The following is a 22,442-nucleotide window of genomic DNA, read 5'->3' on the forward strand; positions in this document are numbered from 1 at the left end:
ACCACAAGGATGTAAAACTGGTTCCAGTTATTTATAAAAGAAGGTAATTCGTTATTATTTGGCGTTTTCACGGCCTTTCACCAGCTTGCTGATAAACAATGCAGCGGTTAATAAACCTAAAACACCACCAATTGGGATGTAAATTAAGCCTCTGTCAACAATTGCACCTACAAATAAGCCGGCTAAAAGACCTGCAATGTAGTAAAGTGAGTAAAAGTTGTTATCCTCTTTTGGTTCGTTATGATGTTGTGCCATGTTCTTTTTATGTGTTGCTGCAAATTTAATTGATTAAGCTATAGATGCCTAATGTTAAATGGTAATTTTTTAGCTACCCTGCCTTGCCTAAAGTATGCTTAATAGGTTTCGGCAAGTTTTAGGGCATTGTAAGCATTAACAATACCGCCGCTTTTGCACAGATCGCTAAAAGGCACTTTAACTTCCTTACTGCCATCCCTCATTTTTATCTGGTGCTTAACCGGCGTAACCGATTTCATGATGATCTCTTTAACCTGTGCCGCGCTTAATTTAGGATAATACGAGCGGATAAGTACTGCCAAACCGGTTACTACAGGGGACGCCATACTTGTACCATCGTACGCAATATAGCCCGAACCCGGCGCGCATGAATTGATCTTTACGCCCGGCGCAAAAACATCAACGGTTTCTTTACCGTAGCATGAAAACGGCGCTTTCAAAGTTTCATCGTCAATGTAAGATGATGCACCCACCTCTATCCAGTTGGCAGCGCTGCCGCTGTTATCGGCATAGTTGCGGTTAGGGTAACGGATGGCTTTGTCGCGATTGCTATTTTCATTGCCCGCGGCATGTACAATCAATACATCTTTGCTCATGGCAAATTTAACGGCATCGTCAACTGCCTTTTTATCGGCCGGGTAGGTTTTGCCAAAGCTCATGTTAATTACCTTCGCGCCATTCTCAACAGCATAGCGTATGCCGTTGGCTACGTCTTTATCACGTTCGTCGCCGGTTGGCACCACTTGTACCACCATTATTCGCGCGTCATTAGCTACGCCCTTAATACCTATATTATTATCACGCGCCGCGGCTATAATACCCGCCACATGTGTACCATGCTCATTATGCGGACCGGTTACGTCTGAATTACCATAAAAATGTTCACTACTATTAGCATAATTGTCGCCCACAGTATCGCGCGGGTCGAAATTAAAATTCAAGTGATAATTCAGTTGCTCGCCAGCACGCTGCGCCGGGCCTGTTATTTCGTCCTTTTTAAAGGTAGCGTAGTCCATTTCGCCCAATGCGTCTATCATTGTTTTGCGTATGTAGGCTTCCGCGTCGCTGTCGGCTGTAAAGTCTTTAAAATCCTGCGCGGTAGGGTTATCCTTTTTCATTTGGCCCATTATACCGTATAGTAATTCGCTGAAACGATTGATAAAGGCTAACCGCTTTTGGTATTTGGTGGTTTGTACTTCCACTTCCTTTTTCATGGCGCGGTAGTTCTTATATCCGTCCGCGTCTTCAGGTTTTACCGCTGTAGAATCAAGGTTTTCGTACTTGTCTTTCTGCTGTCTTAACAGGCGTACCAGTTCCATATTATCATACTGGATGTTCCCCTTCGCCGGCGAACCGATAAAGCACCAGCCGTGCACATCATCGGCAAAGCCATTTTTATCATCGTCGGTTTTATTACCTGCTATCTCGCCAGGGTTTGTCCACAGTACTTGTTTTAAATCTTCATGGTTAATATCCACACCGCCATCAATCACACCTACCAATACGGGCACATGTTTTTTATTTTTGAGCAGTTCATTGTAGGCCCTTTCGGTACTTATGCCAAATACACCGTCGGCTTTTAAATCGAGGTTTTGCCAGTTCTCTTTGGGTTTATCAGCTTTTTGCGCGTAGGTAAATAAGGGTAGCGACAGGCCGGCTATGAGGCAGGCCTTTTTCATCAGGTTATACACAATCATGTATGCGTGGCGATAAGGTTAATATTTGTTGAGCTATGTTTATTTAGCCCTGAAAGTAATACTTTTTTAATACAAATTATAATAAACAAAAAAGCGGTGAAAGATGCTTTTCTGCACCTATCACCGCCCCTTACTAAGATATATATCCTTCTTAACTTTTCGGTTTGCTCAATAGGTTAATGAATAACCTGTACGCGCCCGGTACACCGGTGGGCAGCTCCCTGAAGAAGGCCAGCGAGGTATACACAAAGCGGCCTTTGCCATAATCGGCCACTATCAGCGAGCCATTATTGGGGCCTTCGTTGGTGTCGTGCATTTGCAGCGGGGTTTTGTATTGCGGGTCGATGTCGCTTACAAAGTACAGCCCGCGCTCCTGTATCCAGTTGCTGAAATCGGCATCGGTAATTTTGTTAGGATAGTTCAGCACCGGGTTTTGCGCATCGGTAATGGTTACTTTGGCATCCTCCTCGGTAACACGCTGGTTAACCGGGCGAAATGGGTACGGACCGATCTGACTGGTTACCAAACCATTGTTATTATTGTACTGCACCACCAGGTTACCGCCGTTTTTAACATAGTTAAGCAGGGCGGGCTGTTCGTAAACTAACCTGTCGTTCACGTTATAGGCACGCACACCGGTAACAATGGCATCATAGGCAGATAGGTCGGTATTCATGATCTCGCTTTCGGTAAGCAGGTGCACATTGTAGCCTACCTGGCGCAAAGCATCGGGCATCTGGTCGCCCGCGCCTACGATGTAGCCTATATTTTTGCCTGCGGTTTTAAGGTCGATGTTCACCAAACGGGTTTGTGCCGGGGGGAATAGAGTGATATTGGGGATATGCTCATATTTTATCCGGAGGATCCCTTGCGAAAAGGCCTTGCCATTGGCTTCAACAGCGGCGTCCAAAGCGCTCACGCTCGATTTGTTGCTTAACGGTGTAACTGTAAACAAAGCAGTCCATTCATCGCCTTTGTGCTTGCCTGCAAAATCAACCTTTTCCGGGCTGATCTTCCACCCTGCTACAGGTTTCAGGCTGATGCTGCCCGTTGCATTGGTAAAGCTTTTCAGTTTTATTTGCAGGGTTTGGGGCTGTTGAGTATTAAACACGTATACCTTATCAGCTATATTGGCGGTAACAATGGGCGCTATCTCAATAGGCTGATAAACCTCACCACGTACCGGATCGGTATATTTATATAACACGGTACGTTCATATTGCAGATCGCGGCCGTTTATCAAAAAGTCGAAAGTTACTTTTGGCGGTTCAGGGTTTTCGGGGTTACCTGCCAGGGTATCTGCCGGTAAAGTATACATGCCAATACCATGCGGAGCGGCAAGCCAGTAAGGCTGTGTAAGCTGCGTGGCAACCGGCGAACTTTCAAAGCTTTTCATCTGATTTTTAGGCAAAGCCACGCCGCCTCTGAAACCAACAATGCTTTGTTGTATGCCAATGTTAGCCAGTTTAATGTTACTATCAACCCGGTTAATAATTTGTGAATTAACCCGCATTACATCGCCAACGGCATAAGTAGGGTCGAGCGCGTAGCTTTCAAACCATAATCCCGCGCAGGCGGCAATCACTTCTTTTAATTCGTTGGTTTTTTGCTGCTGCCAGTAGGCATCTTTGATATTTTCAACCTTGTCGTATAGTTTTATCAGTGCCGGTACCGATCTTTCGGGATGCTCGCCATCCAGCGCTTTTTGTATAGTGGTTACTTCCGTACTTAATGCCGGAGCTTTTACCCTTCCCCAGCCGGTATCTACACCGTCCATCAGGTCCGCTTTGGGGGCATCGCCCAATATGGTTTTAAAATACTCGAATGATTGGCCGCGTTGTTTAGCAGCGCCAAAGCCCTGCGATTTATGGTTCGACCGGCTTTCGGCAGCTATTTCGCCATAGCCTTTACCTAAAAGTGGGTTATATACACCTACGTCAATCCTGAACTGATCGGGTGCCGTGGTATTGGTACTGCCAAAGTTGAAGGTATTCCACAGCAGGCGTTTGGCCTGCCATACCTGTACATATTTTAATTGTTCGGGAAAACGTTTTGGGTCGGCAGCGGCGCTAAAGGCTTCTTGGGCTAAAATGGCCGAAGTGGTATGGTGCCCGTGCCCACCCTCGCCGGTGGTAGGGAAACGACATATCATTACATCGGGCCTGAACTTGCGTATCACCCACACTACATCGCCCAGCACCTTTTCTTTGTCCCATATCTTCAGCGTTTCCTCGGGATTCTTTGAAAAACCGAAATCATTGGCACGGGTAAAAAATTGTTCGGCACCATCCACACGGCGGGCGGCTAAAAGCTCCTGCGTGCGTATCAATCCTAACAATTCACTTTGCTCGTTACCTATCAGGTTTTGGCCGCCATCGCCACGGGTGAGCGAGAGGTAACCGGTGCGGTAATGTTTTTCGTTGGCCAGGTAAGCCAGTAAACGGGTATTCTCGTCATCAGGGTGGGCGGCTACATATAGTACACTTCCTAATACGTTCAGCTTTTTCAAATCCTGTTTAATGGTTGCCTCATCTGCCGGCGGTGCCGACTGCGCGAATATACGGCCGCATGTAAGTAGCAATGCAGCAATTAGTTTAGCCCGTTTCATGCGGCAAAAATATATAAAGTATGCCGCCCTTGTTAATATGTAACAATAAAATGAAGAAACTATGTAAAATTGACATTAACAGGTTATTAATTAATCGATTGATTAACTTTTTAATATTGATAATCAATTACTTACGTTTCATGACATTTCAATTACGCGTATTTAATTAATCGATTGATTAATTTTGTTCAGCAATTACAAAATGGACAAGGAAAAATCAGATAAAAAAGACCACATACTCGACGTAGCCGAAAGGATATTCTCGGATGTGGGCTTTGACGGAGCATCAACCAGGCTGATCTCCGGTGAGGCGGGTGTGAACATGGCCATGCTTAATTATTATTTCGGTTCAAAAGAAGGTCTGTTCCTAGCGGTATTCGAACGCAAGATAGCATCGTTCCAAAACATGCTGCAAAACATCGGCAACGACGAAAACATGTCGGCATGGGATAAGCTGCAAATGTGTATTGATACCTTTATTAATAAAGTAGTCGTAAACAACTGTTTTCAACGGCTCATCACCCGCGAGGTATCTATCAATAAAACAGGCCCGCTTAGCGAAAAACTAACCGATATATTAATGGTTAATGTATTGGAGTTCAAGAAGATATTTGTTGAAGGTGTAGCAACCGGCGTTTTCCGTAAGGATATCGATATTGAAATGGCCATAGCTACCATATTCGGCACCAAAAATTATATCAGCAATTCGTCGCAATTAGCATCAAAACTGTTAGGTAATGATGTAAGCGATATTAAATATATGGACGAAGAATTAAAACCACGCATAAAAAACTACCTCAAAACCCTCTTAAAAGTGTATTTACTAAACGATAATGACAACTCAAAATAACACAACCAATCCCCACTTTTTGCATAGAGAACTATTCATCTATGCCATTATAGCATCGCTTATCGCGCTGTTTCTTACCACCACGGCAAACGCGCAGGATAAGGTGCTCACCCTCAACGAAGCTGTTGACCTGGGTATTAAAAACAGTAAAGTTTTAAAGCTTTCACAATCAAAAATTGACCAGGCTATTTCACAGTACGAGCAAGCCAAAGATGAATCACTGCCAACCGGTAAAGTAAACTTTGGTTACAACCGTGCGCAAATACCTGCCAACAAATTGGTTTTAGGCGAAGAAACATTAAGGTTACCGGCACATGCCGATGCTTACCTTGGTACGGTATCATTAAGCCAAACCATATTTTCGGGCGGTAAGTTCAAGTACGCGCGTCAGTCTACCGAGTTACTGGCCCAGGTATCGCGCCTTGATGCGGTGAACGATCAGGATCAGATAGTTTACGATGTAATTAACTCTTACTACAATCTATATAAGGTATTACAGAGCAAAAAAGTAGTTGAGCAAAACTTAGCGACCATTGATCAGCAAATTAAACAGGCCAAACGCTTTTTCGACCAGGGTTTAGTTACCAAGAATGATGTATTGCAATTTCAACTGCAACGCGCCAATGTGGAACTGAACGGTATCGATTTGGAAAGCAACCGTAAGATTGTTAACTACAACCTTAACATATTATTAGGCTTGCCTGAAACTACCCAGCTAAAAATCGATCAGTTAAACGATGATGATAAACCGGTAGGCATATTGGCAGGTTACATTGATACCGCGCTGGTTAACCGCCCCGAATTAAGGCAAACAGACTTACGTGCTAAAGTAGCCGATATCAACATCAAAAATGTAAAAGCTAACCTGTCGCCAACATTAGCGGCTGCTGCAAGCGCGTATTATATTGACGCGAATGCTAACCCGCTGCCAAAATCGGGCAACTTCATTACCCCTATATCAGTAGGCTTAACCGCGTCATGGAATTTCGGCGCACTTTGGACCAACAAGAACAAGGAAACCGAAGCGAAAATTGAACGCGAGCAGGTAGATATAAGCAGAGGTATCACGGCGGATCGTATAAAGAACGAAGTGAACCAAAACTATCAGAACTACCAGGCTGCTATAGATAAGATAAAACTGCTGCAAACATCAATAGCGCAGGCTACTGAGAACAACAAAATTTTAGAATCAAAGTATAAGAGCAATATATCATCAGCCGTTGACCGTGCCGATGCGCAAACCTTGCTTTACCAGGCCGAAATTAATTTAGAATTGGCCAAGGCAGATGCAGGCTTAGCTTACTACACTCTATTGAAATCAACCGGAAAAATTAATAAACAATAAAAAAATAACAATACCACGATAATGGCACAAGAAACAGAAACTCAGGAAACAACCAAAAAGAAATCAAAAGTTATTCCTATTATATTAGGAGTAGTGCTTATAGGAGGATTGATTTTTGGTATAAAAGAATACATATACTTTAGCAAACACGAGGATACCGATGACGCGCAAATTGATGCCGACATAAGCCCGGTAGTTGCCCGTGTAGGCGGTTATGTAGATAGCATTTTGTTTGAAGAAAACACCCACGTTAACAAAAACCAGCTATTGGTAAAAATTGACGACCGCGACTTTAAAGTGAAGGTTGAGCAGGCACAAGCCGCCCAACAAGGTGCTAACGCGGGTATCAACGTTGGTCAATCACAAATTTATGCTACTGCCGCTACCTCATCAAGCGCGAGGGCACAGGTTGCCTCAGCCGCTGCAAGGTTAGAGAAAGTGAAGAAAGATTACGCGCGTTATGCCGACCTGGTAAAAGACGGATCAGTAACCCAGCAACAATTCGATCAGGCAAAATCTGATTTGGATGTAGCCGTTGCTACTTACCGTGCCGCGCAAGATCAGTATAAAGCCGCTGTTGAGCAGGTAGGTACTACCCGCAGCCAGTTAAAGGTAACCAACACCGGTGTTACCCAGCGCCAGGCTGATGTTGATTACGCTAAACTGCAATTAACTTATACCGATGTTAAATCGCCTGCAAGTGGTTTAGCCGCTAAAAAGAACGTACAGGTAGGTCAGCTGGTACAACCGGGCCAAACGCTGTTTGCTATAGTTAATGATAACAGCTTATACGTAACCGCCAACTTTAAAGAAACCCAGTTGGATAAGATCCGCAATAACCAAAAGGTGGATATTGAGGTAGATGCCTACCCTGATATGAAACTGGAAGGTACAGTATACAATTTTTCGCCTGCTACAGGTGCTAAATTCTCTTTACTGCCACCGGATAACGCTACGGGTAACTTTGTTAAAGTAGTACAACGTATCCCTGTTAAAATTAAAATAAACGGTACTAAAGAACAATTAGAGAAGTTACGCCCGGGCATGAGCGTTAACGTATCTGTTAATATAAAAGATTAATCATGGCTGAAACAGGCTTTAAAAAATGGATTATCACCTTTACGGTGATCACGGCCTCGTTGCTTGAGCTTATTGATACCACCATTGTAAACGTGGCCATACCACACATACAAGGTAACCTTGGCGCAACGCTTGAGGATATTGCCTGGGTGGTAACCGGATATGCAGTGGCTAACGTAATCATCCTGCCCATGTCGGGCTGGTTGGGCGATACCTTCGGCCGTAAGAATTACTTTATCACGTCCATCATTGTGTTCACTATCGCCTCGTTTTTATGCGGTAATGCTACCACGCTGAATGAGCTGGTTGCCTTCCGGATACTACAGGGTATTGCGGGCGGTGGTTTGATATCAACATCACAGGCTATATTGATAGAAACCTGGCCGCGCGAACAAATTGGTACAGCAACAGCGCTGTTCGGTTTAGGCGCGGTAGTAGGGCCAACAGTAGGCCCTACTATTGGTGGTTATATCACCGAGCACACTTCATGGTCATGGATATTTTATGTGAACATTCCGGTAGGCGCGCTTGCAGCATTCCTGGCCTATACTTTTATTCGGGAGACGCCGAAAGTGGTCGGGCGACCCGTCGACTGGTGGGGAATTGTTTTGCTCGCGGTAGCAGTTGGTAGTTTACAAACCATATTGGAAAAAGGTGAAAGTGAAGACTGGTTTGCCAAAACTTACATCATCGTACTTACCATATCTGCGGTATTGGGTACCATCCTGTTCATCTGGCGCGAAATGAGTACCGACCACCCTATTGTGAACTTCAGCATTATGCGGCACCGTAGTTTTGCGGTAGGTATGTTCACCTCGTTTATATTGGGCTTTGGTTTATATGGTTCGGTGTTCGTTTTCCCGGTATTTTGCCAAAACCTGCTGGGCTTTAACGCGCAGCAAACAGGTGAGCTATTGTTCCCCGGTGGTTTATGTACCATTGTAATGATGCCTTTCATTGGCCGAATGCTTAATAAGGGTATTCCGGCGCAATTTATGGCAACTATAGGTATGTTCCTGTTCTTTGTATTTACCTGGATGTTGAGCAACTCAACACTGGCAACCGGCGAAAAGGACGTATTGGTACCATTACTGATTCGTGGCGTAGGTATGGCACTGTTATTCGTGCCGCTTACTACCCTGGCAATGGCCGACTTGAAAGGGCCGGAGATTGGACAAGGTTCGGGCTTAAATAACATGATGCGCCAGTTAGGCGGTTCATTCGGTATTGCAGCACTTACTACCATTATCCACATCAGGCAGGGACAACATCGCAGTAACTTGTTAACTAACATTAACCAGTACGATCCTGCATTTGTAACGCGCTTAAAAGAGCTTACAGCCGGTTTTGTGGCTAAAGGATCATCGGTACTTGATGCTACGCAGATGGCTTATAAGGCTATTGAAGGTACTATCATCAAGCAAACGTTATTGCTTACTTATGATGATGCTTACTGGATCTCAGGCTTGGTAATGTTATTCTCAATACCCCTGTTATACTTACAGCCATTTAAGAAATTGAAGGCTGTTACCGACTCTCACTAAATAATAAAAGCCGTTCCTGTAACTACTTACGGAACGGCTTCCCCAAAAAAATTAACAATTAAAATTTAGTTCACCAGCCCTTAAGCATAGTCCGTTTACAAAAATGAATAAGGGATTGGTTTAATCTTGCTATAAAATTAAAATATTTTATGTTACAAACACAACTTTTGTTAGTAACATAACACATTATTAATAAAAAAGGCCCGAATCTCGCGATAAGGGCCTTTTGGGTATTAATTAGGGGTATTTAAAAATTAATTAATAGATCACTTTACCTGTAGCGGTAACCAGTGATGCTATGCGAACCGCATCAAAAATGCGTTCTTCGGTAGTGCCCAGTTTAATCAGCGAATCCTCGTGCGCGTTCACACACATTTCGCAGCCGTTCACTGCTGATACGGCAAGGCTCAACAGCTCAAAGAACTCTTTACCTGTTACCGGTTTCATCATCAATTGCATGCGGATACGGGCAGGTATTTGGGTATATTTCTCTTTTTGGGTGAAGTGCCTGAAACGGTAAAAAACATTGTTTGATGCCAGTAACGACGCGCAACCAACCGCTTCGGCAATTTCTGCCGCAGTTGCGCCCTGCTCTTCAGCATATTTGGTGTAATAGTTGGTAAGCGGTTTATTGTTGTTGTTCACCGCAATGCTAAGGCCGGTTAAGGCACATTCTTTAGTGCTCAGGTGTTCTGACGTAAGTGTACTGGTAAAGTTCAGCTTCAAATCGCGCAGGTAGCGCGATTCGCCGTTCTCTAACAGGGTAAGGCTATCGGTAGTGTAATCAGCTCCCAGGCCTAAAGCCTGTACTATTTCGCCTATTATTTCTTTGCTTTCGCTCATGTTATATTCAAATAAAAGTGTACAAAAAATCCCCGCATTATTCAACAATACGGGGATAATTATAGAGGTCGTTAATTATACTGTAAGAGTTTCCTGACCTTTTTCCCAGTTGCAAGGGCAAAGTTCGTCAGTTTGTAAACCGTCTAATACACGTAAAACTTCTTTAACGTTACGGCCAACGCTCAGGTCGTTAACACATACCCAACGTACAATACCTTGTGGGTCGATAATGAAAGTAGCACGGTAAGCGATTTTTTCAGTAGGCTCTAAAATACCCAGGTCTTCAGCTAATGATTTTGAAGTGTCAGCCAGCATCGGGAATTTAAGGTCACGAAGATCATCGTGGTTGTTTCTCCATGCTAAGTGAACAAATTCAGAATCGGTAGAAGCACCAATTAAACGAGTGTCGCGGTCGCGGAACTCACTGAAGTTTTTGTTGAATTCAGCAATTTCAGTAGGGCAAACAAAAGTAAAATCTTTAGGCCACCAGAAGATAGTTGTCCAAACGTTATCCTCGTTGGTTAAATAATCTGAAGTTAAAGTTTCAAACTCTTTGCCTTTTTCTAAGCTGGTAACAGCTGTTTTTGAAAATGATGGGAATTTTTGTCCTATGGTTATCATATCGTAGTCTTGGTTTTTATTTATAATGCAAAGATAAGCTTTTGCAACACTTCTGTTTATACTAATAATTTATAGCTTATAAATTTTATCTATAATTTGATGAAAGTTTTATAGGATAAAACGATTTTTCAGACGGGGGTTTGTATTGAATGGTGGCTTCTGTTAAAAATTTTGCAAGTGTATGATGTACAATAAGTTGGGGTGGGAGTTGTGGGTTGAAAGTTGTGAGTTGCAGGTGTGCTTTTAGGCTATCTGTAATTATCTGAACCTTTAGTCATATCTCGCCACCTCATATAACTTCTGCACATTAAAAATTCAAGAAAATTTATTGAAGCAATTTCTGCTTTGTACTTCGGAAGATAATACCCGAAGGAGGAGGGTTAGATTAAAATCTCCTGCCATGCAAAACGGATATATCATTTTGCATGGCAAGGATTTAAATATGCGAGCTTAGATATCGCTCAGGGCTATTAAAAAAGACTGGTGAAAAGAATTAATCTCTCGCCTATCCAAAATTTATTTCTCTTCAGTAGCCTGATCAAGCACATTCTGGTTCAAACGAACATATTCGTCGTCATTACTTGCTTTTGCCAGTTTTATACCTTCGTTAGCGGCAGCTATGGCGCCTTTTTTATTGCCTTGTTTTAACAGGATACGGGCTTTCCATAATTTAAACCATGGGCCTTTAGGTTCGGCTTTTTCGGCTTCGGCTACCCAAACAAGTGCTTTGTTGAGGTCTTTGTCGTTTTCGTAGTAATACTGAATAGCGTTAAAGTATGGCTTTTTAGGTCCTTTCATCAGCTCATCAATATTAGCGGTGATCTGCGCATCATCATTGGTGGCCAGTTTAATGGCTACGGCAGTATAATCCCACAGTAAATACAGTTCGGCAGTTTTGGTGGTTACGTTAGCGAAAGCGATGGTAAAGGTTTCGCGTTTTTCCTGCAATTTAATGGGCGCAACTTTAAACCTCACTACATCATCTTCTTGCTTGTAGGTATAAGCGCCCCATTGTTTAGCCGTTTTGTTGAGGATCACAGTCCACTCGGTAGCTCCGGGAATAGTGAACAACGAATAAGTGCCCGCCGCTACTTTATTGCCGGCTACTAAAACTTCTTCGCTAAAGGTGATGGTGGTAGCCGCGTTAGCGCCTGTGCGCCACACTTCGCCATAAGGCTGTATGCCGCCAAATATTTTGCGCCCTTTAACATTGGGGCGCGAGTACGTAAGACTTATTTTACCTAAGCCAAAATCTTGTATAATGGTTTGTGTAGAACTTGCTTCGGGGATGCGCGGTTGCTGCTGCGCATAAGAGTTTAACGCGCATACGCAAAGTATGGCGACCATAACATTAATTATCCTTTTTTTCATGTGGTTCAGCTGTACGAATTTATACGAAGTTATCAATTGCAATAGATTTTTAAAAGCAAGCGCCAAATTAATGTTGCGACATGAAAAGTAAATGAAGAGATGAAATAATTATTGTATTCAATTAACAGATGCTACGTTGCCATAATTGTGCAATACCTTGCCTGTGCTATTAAATAAAACGCCTACCTCCCTTGTAGCCGTGGCTAATTGCTTAGTAAGCGTAAGCGAATCAATGGCAAGGCGTTTAACCCAATCTATGTCTTCGCATGTGCCTCTGTAACTTAATAACAGCAATGTGTTATCAGGTAATAGCAGCCATCTCGAAAAGAATTTTTTGCCATCGAATACTTGTATCATATGGGTTTCTTTATAGTCAAATTGATCTATACCCACATAAAACTTTCTGATGACCTTAAAGTAATCAGCCCCGAAGACCCCCATGTTAATATCCCCGAAGGTGATATTCGTATTAGGTTTGCCTTCTAAATATTTAAAGAGAAAATTAGGCTTTTTAAACAATTTAATGAGCGTATCCTGGTACCTGTTGATTTGATTTACCGATAACTCGTCATCTTTTTTAATAAAGGCATGAAACTTTGCATATGCCGGCAGTTTTTCAGATTTAAAGCGCCCAACAAACCCCTCGGCAGATTTACGGAGATAGATCGGCGTAATGTTTTTGTTAAGTAAACGAAATAATGCAGGTTGTTCATTTTTAAAATCATCCCAATTAAAGGGAGTTAGAAATTGGTTGCGATAAATTTGCGTGCATATCCTTAAATTCAAACGCTCTCTTTCCCATGCTATAGATTCATCATTTCCGGATATAAACTCATATAAAATGGTAATATTAGGATTATAGTTCTTTTTATTATTGATATACCACGGCAAATAATAGGGCTCGGCAAAGCTTAAAACATGGATGGTGAATTCTGTATTGTTATTTGTTGTAATAGTAATACTATAGTAAGTTCTATCATCCAGAAAAAGGGGTTTTATTTCTTTTTCAAATGCCGTTTTTACTATGGAGTCATTTTGCAAAGCCTTAATAAACTCAGCTCTCTGCGCAGGGTGCATAGTTATAGCTTCATTTTTGGGGCCGGATTTTAAACTGTCAATCGCTTTTATTAGCTCGGCAGTATTTATATTAAAAGAAGAGATATGCAGGGAGGTATCCTCAACCGCGATAATTTTCAGCAATAGATTTAATTTATCTTCGGGAATGTTTTTGATAAATGTTCTTGTTGAATCGTTATGTTTCCAGTCGACCAGTTTGGTTTGATAGCATTTCCAAATGTTGTTTTGCTTTACAACCTCCAGTTTTCTTACACTACCGCTTAGTCCTCCTCCCTCGGTGTTAAGAGAAAACTTAGTAATATCATTCAGTTTAATTTCGGGCTGCGCTAAGCAATTTTTTGCCGTAGCTGAAAGCCATATAATAACAACGGTGAATAAGAAACGAAAATGCGTGTTCATTGGGTTATTGTGATTACTGGTTAGGATTTACGAATATAACGAAATGCGAACGGCTCTATTATATCAACTGTTTTAATTCAGAATAAACCGACTGAAATTCCCTTAAAAAATAAAAAGCCCCCCAGACTTGCTCCGGGGGACTTTCAACCTAAACCTTATCACAATTAAACCGGTAAGTTTACCAGTTCGTAATATGTATTACAATTACTGTACCAAACTAAATGTTATGGTAAATATGTCTTTAATCATAAATTACAGCGCTTTTTAGCTTAACGGTGTTTATAATATTAAACAATTTATATGTACAAATTTGCTCACTGTTGGCATTTCTATACACATATATGAACACTTTAAGCTGTTTTTGGCATATTGCGTCTGCGCAGCCAACCATCAAACAGGAAAAGGCCCAGCACGGTATCAACAAATAAAATGCTTTGTACTATAGTGCCTGAGAAAACATTTTTCAGGTCGGGCGCTTTCAATTCCGGCGCTTTTATTTCGGGGATGCGCCAGCCGGTACTGTCGCTTGTCCAGTTGATCTGCGTTAGCATGTAGATCACCAGCACTCCTATGCTTATTAAAAAGAAAGCCGCAATGCCCGTAATAATGCGTTTATCAATAGCGGCTTTTAATGGCTTATGCGCCTGCTCGGCACGTATTTGCTCCAGTACATTATAGGTGAAGGCCATAGGCGGTTCATCCAGTTCTATAGTAGCCATTTCTGCATTTAAAACCAGCAATTCGTTATAAGTATTGCGGTAAGCCTCATTCTGCTCAATCAGCAAACTAATGGCTTGCTGCTCTTCGGGAGTGCAGTTGCCATCAATGTAGTTCCAAAGTTTTTCTTCTATGCTATTCATATCAGTTCTTTAGCTTCATGTTTTAAATCACGCTCCAGTCGTTCTTTCAAACGCTGCCGCGCCCTGAATAGTTTTACCTTCACCGTATTGGCTTCCATGCCCAAAGTTTGGGCTATTTCCTCCAATGATTGTTCGCCTTTGTAAAACAAGGTTATAATGGCGGCATCATCCGGTAAAAGCTGCTCAATGGCCATATTCAGGTAATATGACCGCGATTTGTTCTCAATATTATGTGCATCGTAAGCCGATGGTTTATTTTCTATTTGCACGCATGTCATTTCGTCATCTATGGATGTGGTATCCACGCGCTTTTTGCGCAAAAATGTCATGGCTGTAGTATAAACTATGCTATACAACCATGTGCTGAATTTTGCCTGCCCCTGAAAAGCTTGCAGAGAGCGATAAGCTTTTACAAAGCAATCCTGCGCAATCTCCTCGGCATCCTCACGGTTTTTAGCAAAGCGCATAGCCAGTGTAAACACAAACCGCTGATGACGTTTTACCAGGTCGGCATAAGCCGATTGGTCGCCGCCAAGGGTGTGCTCAATTAATTCGATATCTGAAAGCTTGCTCTGCATATATAATACAACCTCTCTGACGCCGCTTTTACAATACAGGTTACAGCCTTTTTAATTTTTAAGGCATATTTATTTTTATGCCCTGTTAGTTCGACCCGCGAACTTTGTAATGAGTACGAAAAAGCTGCCTATCACCAAAAATAATATTAACACGATTACCGAATTTATAGCTATCTGCTGATAGCCCAACTTAGCGGCATCAATAAAGCCGTAAGGATAACCACCCGTTATAGCTCCCCTGATGAGGCTGTATATAAAATACACAAAAGGAAATATAAGCCATGGTAACATTTGCCGCCACGCTATATGCTGCTTGGGTACAAAAATAAGCCAATACAACAGCAGCAATATCGGGCTAATGGTATGCAGCAGATCGTCGGTAAGTTTAAACAGGCCTTTTGGCTGCCATAGGTCTTTTAATATGGTATTATAAATTAACCCTACAATAACAATATATAAGGTAACGGCGGTTATCACCGAAATGCGGGAGAAATACTTTCCCCATGATTTTTGAGGCGATGCTAAGACCGATGTTAAAGCCACTGCAACCAGTACATTGGTTTCGATAGTAAAAAAGCTGATGATTTGCACCAAGGCACCGGCAAACGAATAACCCTCAACCATATATTGCCTGGTAGAGATATAAAACTGCAAGCCAAGGCCAAACCATATAATGGCTGAGGTTAACGCTGTATAAAGCTGTTTAAGGTTGTATTTCATTACGATGGATGCAAGGCTTTATGTTTAATGCTAAACACTTACTTAAAGGTAATATTTATTATCAGATACCTTTCTGAAAAAAAAATGCAAAACAGGGTGTAACCTGTTTTAAAAACGTGTGGTCATAGTTTACAAATACACCACAATGGTGCTTTAGTAAACAAAATATCAAATTATAAAAATTATATTATTATGGAACCCTCAATAGCTTTAACACTTGTAGCATTAGGACTTTTAGCAACAGTTTTCGGGATAGTTTACCTGAGTAATAAAGAAAGAATGGCCATGATTGAACGTGGCATGGATCCGCGTGGCTTCAAGGCACATCCGGCACCGTACAAATACCTTAAATGGGGCTTATTATTAATCGGCTCGGGTTTGGGTTTATTCCTGGCCAACATTTTAGACCGTACCGTGTTTGATGGCGACGGCGAAAAGAATGTAGCCATTTACTTCGGCCTGATAGCCATATTCGGCGGCCTCGGTTTGGTAGTATCTTATCGTATTGAAAAGAAAGAAGTGCTTGATAAAGAAGATTATTACAAACAATAACATTCCCTGAGTACAAGTTAACAAAAGAGGCTCCCGATAAAACGAGGCCTCTTTTTGTTATTACTATAATTTGCTGATTGTTAAAGCAATTGTTAACTTTATAGTAAAATCCATTATCATGAAAAACCTATTAACTGCCTTTGCATTGCTGGCAACCTTATCTGCCACAGCGCAAACTGAAAAAACTGTTAAGCTTAACGACACCACACAGCTAACTTATGATGTAGCAAGTGATGGCAAAACAAAAGAAGGTACGTATGCCATAAAAAATCTTAAAAATAAGGGTTTATGGGTGCAAGGGCATTACAAAGCAGATGAGCGTAATGGCACATGGTACTTTTTTAATGCTCAAAATCAACTTACTATGCGTTATAATTTTGATCAGAAAAAATTACTGTATGTAAATGATGCTGATCTTAAAGATGTATCTATTAATATTTTAAATGGTGATGCAGATATGCAAAAAAACGCGTCGGCACCATTGCCACTCTGCCCCATTGATTATTTTGTGGCACTGGCATCAAGTAAAATATATGCCATGAACGTGGATGCCGGTAACATTGATGCCGAAATTACGGCCTATGTATCTGCCGATGGCACTGCTAAATACACGGTTAGCTATAAAACAGCAAATGGAAAGGTTGAAAAACAAAAGTTCAACATTAATGACACTAAATTTAATGTGCAATGGTTACCAAGCACGTATAAAGATAAGCCTGTTGATGCGGAGTTTGTTGTATATACATCTATTAAAGCAAACGGCGAAGGCTGGAGGCGTAACAAATGGAATAACTAATTACAGGTACCGCTCTTTTAAAATATTAAGATGGTGCCGCTCATGTCCGGCTATCATATATACTAAAGCTTTTACCGAAACGGGGTAGCCACTGGCTATTCCGTTTTTTGCTAACTGGATATCGGTTAAGGCCTTTATCATGTACAGATTGGCGGTTCGCAACAGCTTAAATTCTTCGGCCAGGTCTTGTATCGATTGATTGTTGAAGGTGCTGTTATCAACATATACATCCTGATCAAAACCCGGTAGCTCCTGATATTCGCGGGAGAAACAAAGCAGGCGATACGAAAACACCCGTTCGGTATCTATCATGTGCCCGGCCACTTGTTTAAAGTTCCATTTACCTTCGGCATAGGCGTAGTTTGCTTGCTCTTCGCTTAAGCCGGTAAACAGATCGTAACTTATCTGCTGCTGCGTGCTTAATACTGCAAATACATCCTCATCGCCAATTAATTGTACATAGCCGGCATGCGGCGCGGCATATTCTGATGGTTGTGGTTTAGTCATCATTTTTCATTGCTTTCAATACAATCCTGAAGGTAGTACCCTTGCCAACCTCCGAGTCGCGTACAAATATTTGTCCGTTATGGTAGTTCTCCACCATACGCTTGGTAAGCGACAGCCCCAGGCCCCAGCCGCGTTTACGGGTAGTGTAACCCGGTTGAAACACAGTATCGAATTTGGAACGCGGGATACCTTTACCGGTATCTGACACATCAATATATACTTGCTTTTTAACCTTGTTTTCTGATATTTCAACCTTAATGCTGCCTTTATCCTGTATGGCGTTAACGGCGTTCTTCATCAGGTTTTCAAGTACCCAGTCAAACAGCGGAATGTTCAACCCTGCACGGGCCTGCATATCACCCGACATTTCAAACGAGATACGGTCGCTCACCCGCACCCGGAAATAGTCCATAAAATCTTTCACCACATCAAAAACCAAATGGTCTTCCAGTATCGGGCGCGAGCCAATTTTCGAGAACCTGTCGGCCACTATTTCCAGCCGTTTTACATCGTTCTCCATTTCGGCTATCAGCGGGTCGTTCTCTGCGTTAAACTTGTCCTTCATCAGCTCAATCCAGGCCATTAACGATGATATTGGCGTACCCAACTGGTGAGCTGTTTCTTTAGCCAAACCTACCCAAACCTGGTTCTGTTCTGATTTGCGCGACGAACTGAATGCCGTATAAGCCGTCAGCAGAAAGATGGCGATAACAGAAAGTTGTATGTAAGGGAAGAATTTAAGCTGGGTAAGCAAAGCCGAATCTTTATAATAAACCAGCCATTGCGAATCGAAAATATTGAGCTTAATGGGGGCATGCTGCTCTTTCATATACGACAGCTCCGTTTTAAAATAGGTAGTATCGTAAGTGAGCGCTTTGTTACCTTCGGCGGCCAGGGCTTCAAAGGTTTTGGTAGTATCGAGGCCTTTGGTGTAACGGAACTCGCCCTTGTCGTCAACTACTATGGCGGGTACCGTAAGGCTGTCGCGCACGGCAAAAACGTAGTTCAGAAAATCGTTATCGTCCGATGAGAGCACCTGCCTCATGCTTAGCGCCCATACCTGCGCACGAGTTCGCTCAGATTTGGCGATATTTTTTACCAGGTACTTGGTGTATAGTAATGAGCCGCTGGCAATAACTACCGCAAAGGCAAGCAGCAAATATTTCCAGCGCCGTTTCTGTTGATATGGATTCATATAATAACCTGCCCAAAGTACTAATAAAGTAGGAAAGTGCGAATTTTTTACATTTAACGTTGGGAGAGGGTATTGATTGTGTGGGTTTAGATTTAACCACAAAGTACACAGAGGTTTGCACGGAGTTAAACAGAGATTGTTGTATTTAGGTGATTGGGAAGAAACTCAAAAAGCTCTGCGCAAAAACTCAGCTAACTCTGCGGTAAAACAAACCTCAAAGTAAATCTCTGTGTAACTCCGTGTTTTCCCCTCTGTGTACTTTGTGGTTAAAAACTGTCCAGCTTCTTTTTAACCGCAGAGGACCCCGAAGTTTTCTATAGCCAGTTTTTTACCTTTCAGCTTTCACCTCATATCTGTATCATCTTTTACATCTCCCCGGGATGTGTTTTTTAACTTACTTACTAAAAACTATCTTTGCGGCACAATGGCAGACAAAAAAGTTAGAGTAAGATTTGCACCCAGTCCAACGGGTGGCTTGCATTTGGGAGGTGTACGTACCGTATTGTTCAATTATCTTTTCGCTAAAAAACATAATGGCGAATTTATACTACGTATTGAAGATACCGACCAAACCCGCTACGTAGAAGGTGCCGAGCAATATATATTGGATTGTTTGGCATGGTGCGGTTTAACACCCGATGAAAGTCCGGTTGTTGGCGGCCCTTATTCCCCATACCGACAAAGCGAGCGCAAGCCGCTTTACCGCGAGTATGCCGAAAAACTGGTAGCGCAAGGCCATGCCTATTACGCTTTTGACACTACTGAAGAGCTGGATCAGAAACGTAAGGATGTGCCCAACTTTCAGTATGGACACGGCCACCGTTATGACATGCGCAACTCACTGAATCTGCCGTTACACGAGGTAGAACAATTATTGCATGACGGCACGCCGCATGTGATCCGCATAAAAATGCCCGAGGACGATACCATTAACTTTAATGATATGGTGCGTGGCTATGTAAGCTTTGAGACTAACCAGGTCGACGATAAAGTATTACTTAAGGCCGACGGCATGCCTACTTACCATTTGGCCGTAGTAGTTGATGATTATTTGATGAAGATAACCCATGCTTTTCGTGGCGAAGAGTGGTTGCCATCGGCACCGGTGCATTTGCTGCTGTGGGAGTATTTGGGTTGGAAGGACGAAATGCCTAAATGGGCGCATCTGCCTTTAATATTAAAACCTGATGGGCACGGCAAACTGAGCAAACGCGATGGCGCACGCCTGGGTTTCCCGGTATACGCCATGAACTGGCTGGATAATAAAACCGGCGAACTTACACCGGGTTTCCGCGAGTTGGGCTTTTTGCCTGAGGCTTTCCTGAACCTGCTGGCCACCTTAGGCTGGAATGATGGTACCGATCAGGAGATTTTTACGTTGGATGAGCTGATCGCGAAGTTTTCGATTGAGCGTGTAAGCAAGGCCGGGGCGAAATTCGATTTTGAAAAAGCCAAGTGGTTCAACGCCGAGTGGATAAAACGTGAAGGAATTGAAAGCCTGAAAGATAAAGTAAAGCAGGTGTTTGAAGATAAAGGCATTGCTGTTACTAACGACGATTACCTGCTATCGGTAATTAAATTGGTGAAAGACCGTGCCGTGTTATTAACCGACTTTTATGCCCAGGGTGCTTACTTTTTTGAGCAACCTAAAGAGTATGATCTTAACGCGGTAAAACCAAAATGGACCGACGGTAAAACCGAATTCTTTAAAGCACTGGCAGATAAATATGCTGGTTCAGCAACTTGGGAAGCTGTCGATTTAGAAACCACCTTTAAAGTGCTTACCGAAGAAAAGGGCTTTAAAATTGGCGATGTAATGCTGCCTTTCCGCATTATGCTGGTGGGCGGCAAATTTGGTCCGCATGTGTTTGATATTGCCGCGCTGTTGGGCAAGGATGAAACATTGGCAAGAATTGAAAAGGCTTTGGAAGCGTTTACCGCTTAAAAAGACTCATAACATATTTAACGGCCGGACAGATCTTCTGTCCGGCCGTTTTTTGTTTTGACAGGACCTCTCTCCTACATCGCTTCGCTTGCTATTCCAACAGGGCCTTTTATTTTTACAATCCGTTCTTTTGCCTTCTTTTTCGCTTGCGAAAGAATGGGGTTGCCCAGCGAAGCTTAGGCCGGGTGGATTACTTTAAAATCCCTCATAGCACATCTCCCCAAAACATTTAATAAATTTATACTGTTAACCCCAATAAATCACAACACTATGAAATGGCTTGGCAGGCGCGAAAGCAGCAATACTGAAGAAGGCAGCAGCGGCGGTAGTCGCGGATTGGCCCTTGGCGGCGGATTGGTCGGCATTATTGCCGCGGCGATATACTTTTTTACAGGTATCGATCCAAGCCATATCATCAATCAAACCGGCATTGGCAACCAAACCGAGCAGATCAATACCCAGCCCGGCAGTAGTGAAGATACCCCGCAAAAGAAATTCGCCAAGGTAGTACTGGCCGATACCGAAGATATATGGGGACAGATCTTCCAGGAAATGGGGCAAACTTACGAACAGCCTACCCTGCACTTTTTTAGCGGGGCGGTTGAAACTTCAGGCTGTGGCTTTGCAGAATCGGCCACCGGGCCGTTCTATTGCCCCGGCGACCGTAAGGTATACCTCGATCTTTCTTTTTTTGATGAATTGCAAGACCGCTTTGGCGCCGGCGGCGATTTTGCCCGCGCTTACGTTATAGCACACGAGGTTGGCCATCATATACAGCAACTACTGGGCGTAAGCCAAAAAATGGAACAGGCACGTGCACGCCTCAGCGAAACCGAATACAATAAATTATCCGTTAAACTCGAATTACAGGCCGACTTTTACGCCGGTGTATTTGCCCACTACGAACAAAGTACCAAAGGCGTACTTGAACCCGGCGATATTGAAGAAGCCCTGAACGCCGCCAACCAAATTGGCGACGACCGCCTGCAAAAGCAAAGCACCGGCCGCGTAGAACCCGACTCCTTTACCCACGGCACCAGCGCCCAACGCCAATACTGGTTCAAAAAAGGCTACGAAACAGGCGATGTAAAGCAGGGGAATACTTTTGCAGCGGGAGCGGTGGAATAAGGAGTAAAAATAAAGAGTAACCACCTTCGTTAACACTTATATGGCTGATGTGCATTCAAAGGAAACGCGTAGCTACAATATGTCGCGCATTAAAAGTAAGGATACTAAGCCTGAATTATTAGTACGCAAATTCCTGCACAAAAACGGCTTTCGATACAGGCTGCATGTAAAAGACATGCCCGGCAAACCAGATATCGTATTGCCTAAATATAAAACTGTAATTTTTATACACGGCTGTTTTTGGCATGGGCATGAGGGATGTAGATATTATGTTGTACCAAAGACAAGAACAGAATGGTGGTTGAATAAAATTCAGGGTAACACCAATAATGATACTAAAGCCGAAACACTCTTAGAAAAATTGGGCTGGAAAATCATTAAGATATGGGAATGTGAATTAAAAAAGTCTTCGCTCGAAACCACTTTAACCCAATTACTCACAATCATGCATCAATAATAATTCCGAAAAGT

General features: G+C 42.7%; 21 protein-coding genes. 9 read left to right on the plus strand and 12 right to left on the minus strand.

The genetic code is table 11. The features are described 5' to 3' along the window. Positions 1–54 precede the first annotated feature (54 nt). The 3 genes from ABD894_RS22795 to ABD894_RS22805 all read right to left on the minus strand — a co-directional run bounded on the left by ABD894_RS22795 (position 55) and on the right by ABD894_RS22805 (position 4,560). The gene (locus tag ABD894_RS22795) at positions 55–255 is read right to left on the minus strand and encodes a hypothetical protein (RefSeq protein WP_345213396.1); all 201 of its coding nucleotides are present in this window, start codon (positions 253–255) and stop codon (positions 55–57) included. 98 nt (positions 256–353) lie between these two features. Beyond that, entirely contained in the window at positions 354–1,952 is a 1,599-nt protein-coding gene (locus ABD894_RS22800; RefSeq protein WP_345213397.1) for a S8 family peptidase, read from the minus strand. Between the two features lie 151 nt (positions 1,953–2,103). Further along, the gene (locus ABD894_RS22805) at positions 2,104–4,560 is read right to left on the minus strand and encodes a PIG-L family deacetylase (protein ID WP_345213398.1); all 2,457 of its coding nucleotides are present in this window, start codon (positions 4,558–4,560) and stop codon (positions 2,104–2,106) included. 202 nt (positions 4,561–4,762) lie between these two features. Here ABD894_RS22805 and ABD894_RS22810 point away from each other — a divergent pair, with 202 nt between their 5' ends. From ABD894_RS22810 to ABD894_RS22825, 4 genes are read left to right on the plus strand one after another with little or no spacing between them, the layout of a single operon-like run. Beyond that, positions 4,763–5,410 (plus strand): TetR/AcrR family transcriptional regulator, encoded by a 648-nt coding sequence (locus ABD894_RS22810; RefSeq protein WP_345213399.1) that lies wholly within the window; start codon positions 4,763–4,765, stop codon positions 5,408–5,410. Next, positions 5,394–6,755 carry a TolC family protein gene (locus ABD894_RS22815; protein ID WP_345213400.1) on the plus strand — a complete coding sequence of 454 codons (1,362 nt, stop codon included), beginning with the start codon at positions 5,394–5,396 and terminating at the stop codon, positions 6,753–6,755. Before ABD894_RS22810 ends, ABD894_RS22815 begins: the two co-directional genes overlap by 17 nt. A 21-nt stretch (positions 6,756–6,776) precedes the next feature. Next, entirely contained in the window at positions 6,777–7,835 is a 1,059-nt protein-coding gene (locus ABD894_RS22820) for an HlyD family secretion protein (protein WP_345213401.1), read from the plus strand. A 2-nt stretch (positions 7,836–7,837) separates the two neighbouring features. Then, positions 7,838–9,379: a DHA2 family efflux MFS transporter permease subunit gene (locus ABD894_RS22825; RefSeq protein ID WP_345213402.1), complete on the plus strand. Its 1,542-nt coding sequence runs from the start codon at positions 7,838–7,840 to the stop codon at positions 9,377–9,379. A 258-nt stretch (positions 9,380–9,637) separates the two neighbouring features. Here the strand turns inward: ABD894_RS22825 and ABD894_RS22830 are convergent, their stop codons facing one another. The 7 genes from ABD894_RS22830 to ABD894_RS22860 form a co-directional block, all read right to left on the minus strand. Next, positions 9,638–10,222, minus strand: a complete 585-nt coding sequence (locus ABD894_RS22830; protein WP_345213403.1) for a carboxymuconolactone decarboxylase family protein — start codon at positions 10,220–10,222, stop codon at positions 9,638–9,640. 75 nt (positions 10,223–10,297) lie between these two features. Beyond that, positions 10,298–10,843 (minus strand): peroxiredoxin, encoded by a 546-nt coding sequence (locus tag ABD894_RS22835; RefSeq protein WP_345213404.1) that lies wholly within the window; start codon positions 10,841–10,843, stop codon positions 10,298–10,300. A gap of 516 nt (positions 10,844–11,359) precedes the next feature. After that, the gene (locus tag ABD894_RS22840) at positions 11,360–12,214 is read right to left on the minus strand and encodes a DUF2911 domain-containing protein (RefSeq protein ID WP_345213405.1); all 855 of its coding nucleotides are present in this window, start codon (positions 12,212–12,214) and stop codon (positions 11,360–11,362) included. A gap of 117 nt (positions 12,215–12,331) precedes the next feature. Next, positions 12,332–13,690, minus strand: a complete 1,359-nt coding sequence (locus ABD894_RS22845) for a hypothetical protein (RefSeq protein ID WP_345213406.1) — start codon at positions 13,688–13,690, stop codon at positions 12,332–12,334. A gap of 350 nt (positions 13,691–14,040) precedes the next feature. Continuing rightward, a complete protein-coding gene (locus tag ABD894_RS22850) occupies positions 14,041–14,550 on the minus strand; it encodes an anti-sigma factor (RefSeq protein ID WP_345213407.1) in 510 nt (169 codons plus the stop codon). Next, on the minus strand, positions 14,547–15,128 hold the full coding sequence (locus ABD894_RS22855) for an RNA polymerase sigma factor (RefSeq protein WP_345213408.1): 582 nt from the start codon (positions 15,126–15,128) through the stop codon (positions 14,547–14,549). Before ABD894_RS22855 ends, ABD894_RS22850 begins: the two co-directional genes overlap by 4 nt. Positions 15,129–15,203: 75 nt before the next feature. After that, entirely contained in the window at positions 15,204–15,848 is a 645-nt protein-coding gene (locus ABD894_RS22860) for a Pr6Pr family membrane protein (RefSeq protein WP_345213409.1), read from the minus strand. Between the two features lie 192 nt (positions 15,849–16,040). Here ABD894_RS22860 and ABD894_RS22865 point away from each other — a divergent pair, with 192 nt between their 5' ends. Next, entirely contained in the window at positions 16,041–16,400 is a 360-nt protein-coding gene (locus ABD894_RS22865; protein WP_345213410.1) for a DUF6249 domain-containing protein, read from the plus strand. 118 nt (positions 16,401–16,518) lie between these two features. Continuing rightward, the gene (locus ABD894_RS22870; protein ID WP_345213411.1) at positions 16,519–17,196 is read left to right on the plus strand and encodes a hypothetical protein; all 678 of its coding nucleotides are present in this window, start codon (positions 16,519–16,521) and stop codon (positions 17,194–17,196) included. Here ABD894_RS22870 and ABD894_RS22875 read toward each other — a convergent pair whose 3' ends face one another. Both ABD894_RS22875 and ABD894_RS22880 read right to left on the minus strand, forming a co-directional pair. After that, on the minus strand, positions 17,197–17,706 hold the full coding sequence (locus ABD894_RS22875) for a DinB family protein (protein ID WP_345213412.1): 510 nt from the start codon (positions 17,704–17,706) through the stop codon (positions 17,197–17,199). Next, positions 17,696–18,898 carry a sensor histidine kinase gene (locus tag ABD894_RS22880; RefSeq protein ID WP_345213413.1) on the minus strand — a complete coding sequence of 401 codons (1,203 nt, stop codon included), beginning with the start codon at positions 18,896–18,898 and terminating at the stop codon, positions 17,696–17,698. Before ABD894_RS22880 ends, ABD894_RS22875 begins: the two co-directional genes overlap by 11 nt. Positions 18,899–19,322: 424 nt before the next feature. Between ABD894_RS22880 and gltX the strand changes: the two genes are divergently transcribed. The 3 genes from gltX (at position 19,323) to ABD894_RS22895 (ending at position 22,428) form a co-directional block, all read left to right on the plus strand. Next, complete coding sequence (gene gltX / locus ABD894_RS22885; protein ID WP_345213414.1) at positions 19,323–20,843, plus strand: glutamate--tRNA ligase; 1,521 nt, start codon at positions 19,323–19,325, stop codon at positions 20,841–20,843. Positions 20,844–21,113: 270 nt separating this feature from the next. Then, positions 21,114–21,971, plus strand: a complete 858-nt coding sequence (ypfJ, locus tag ABD894_RS22890) for a KPN_02809 family neutral zinc metallopeptidase (protein WP_345213415.1) — start codon at positions 21,114–21,116, stop codon at positions 21,969–21,971. Between the two features lie 40 nt (positions 21,972–22,011). Continuing rightward, positions 22,012–22,428, plus strand: coding sequence for a very short patch repair endonuclease (locus ABD894_RS22895; RefSeq protein ID WP_345213416.1), 417 nt, complete (start codon positions 22,012–22,014; stop codon positions 22,426–22,428). Positions 22,429–22,442 lie beyond the last annotated feature (14 nt).

Origin of the sequence: Mucilaginibacter gynuensis (assembly GCF_039541195.1) — a bacterium.
GTDB lineage: Bacteria > Bacteroidota > Bacteroidia > Sphingobacteriales > Sphingobacteriaceae > Mucilaginibacter > Mucilaginibacter gynuensis.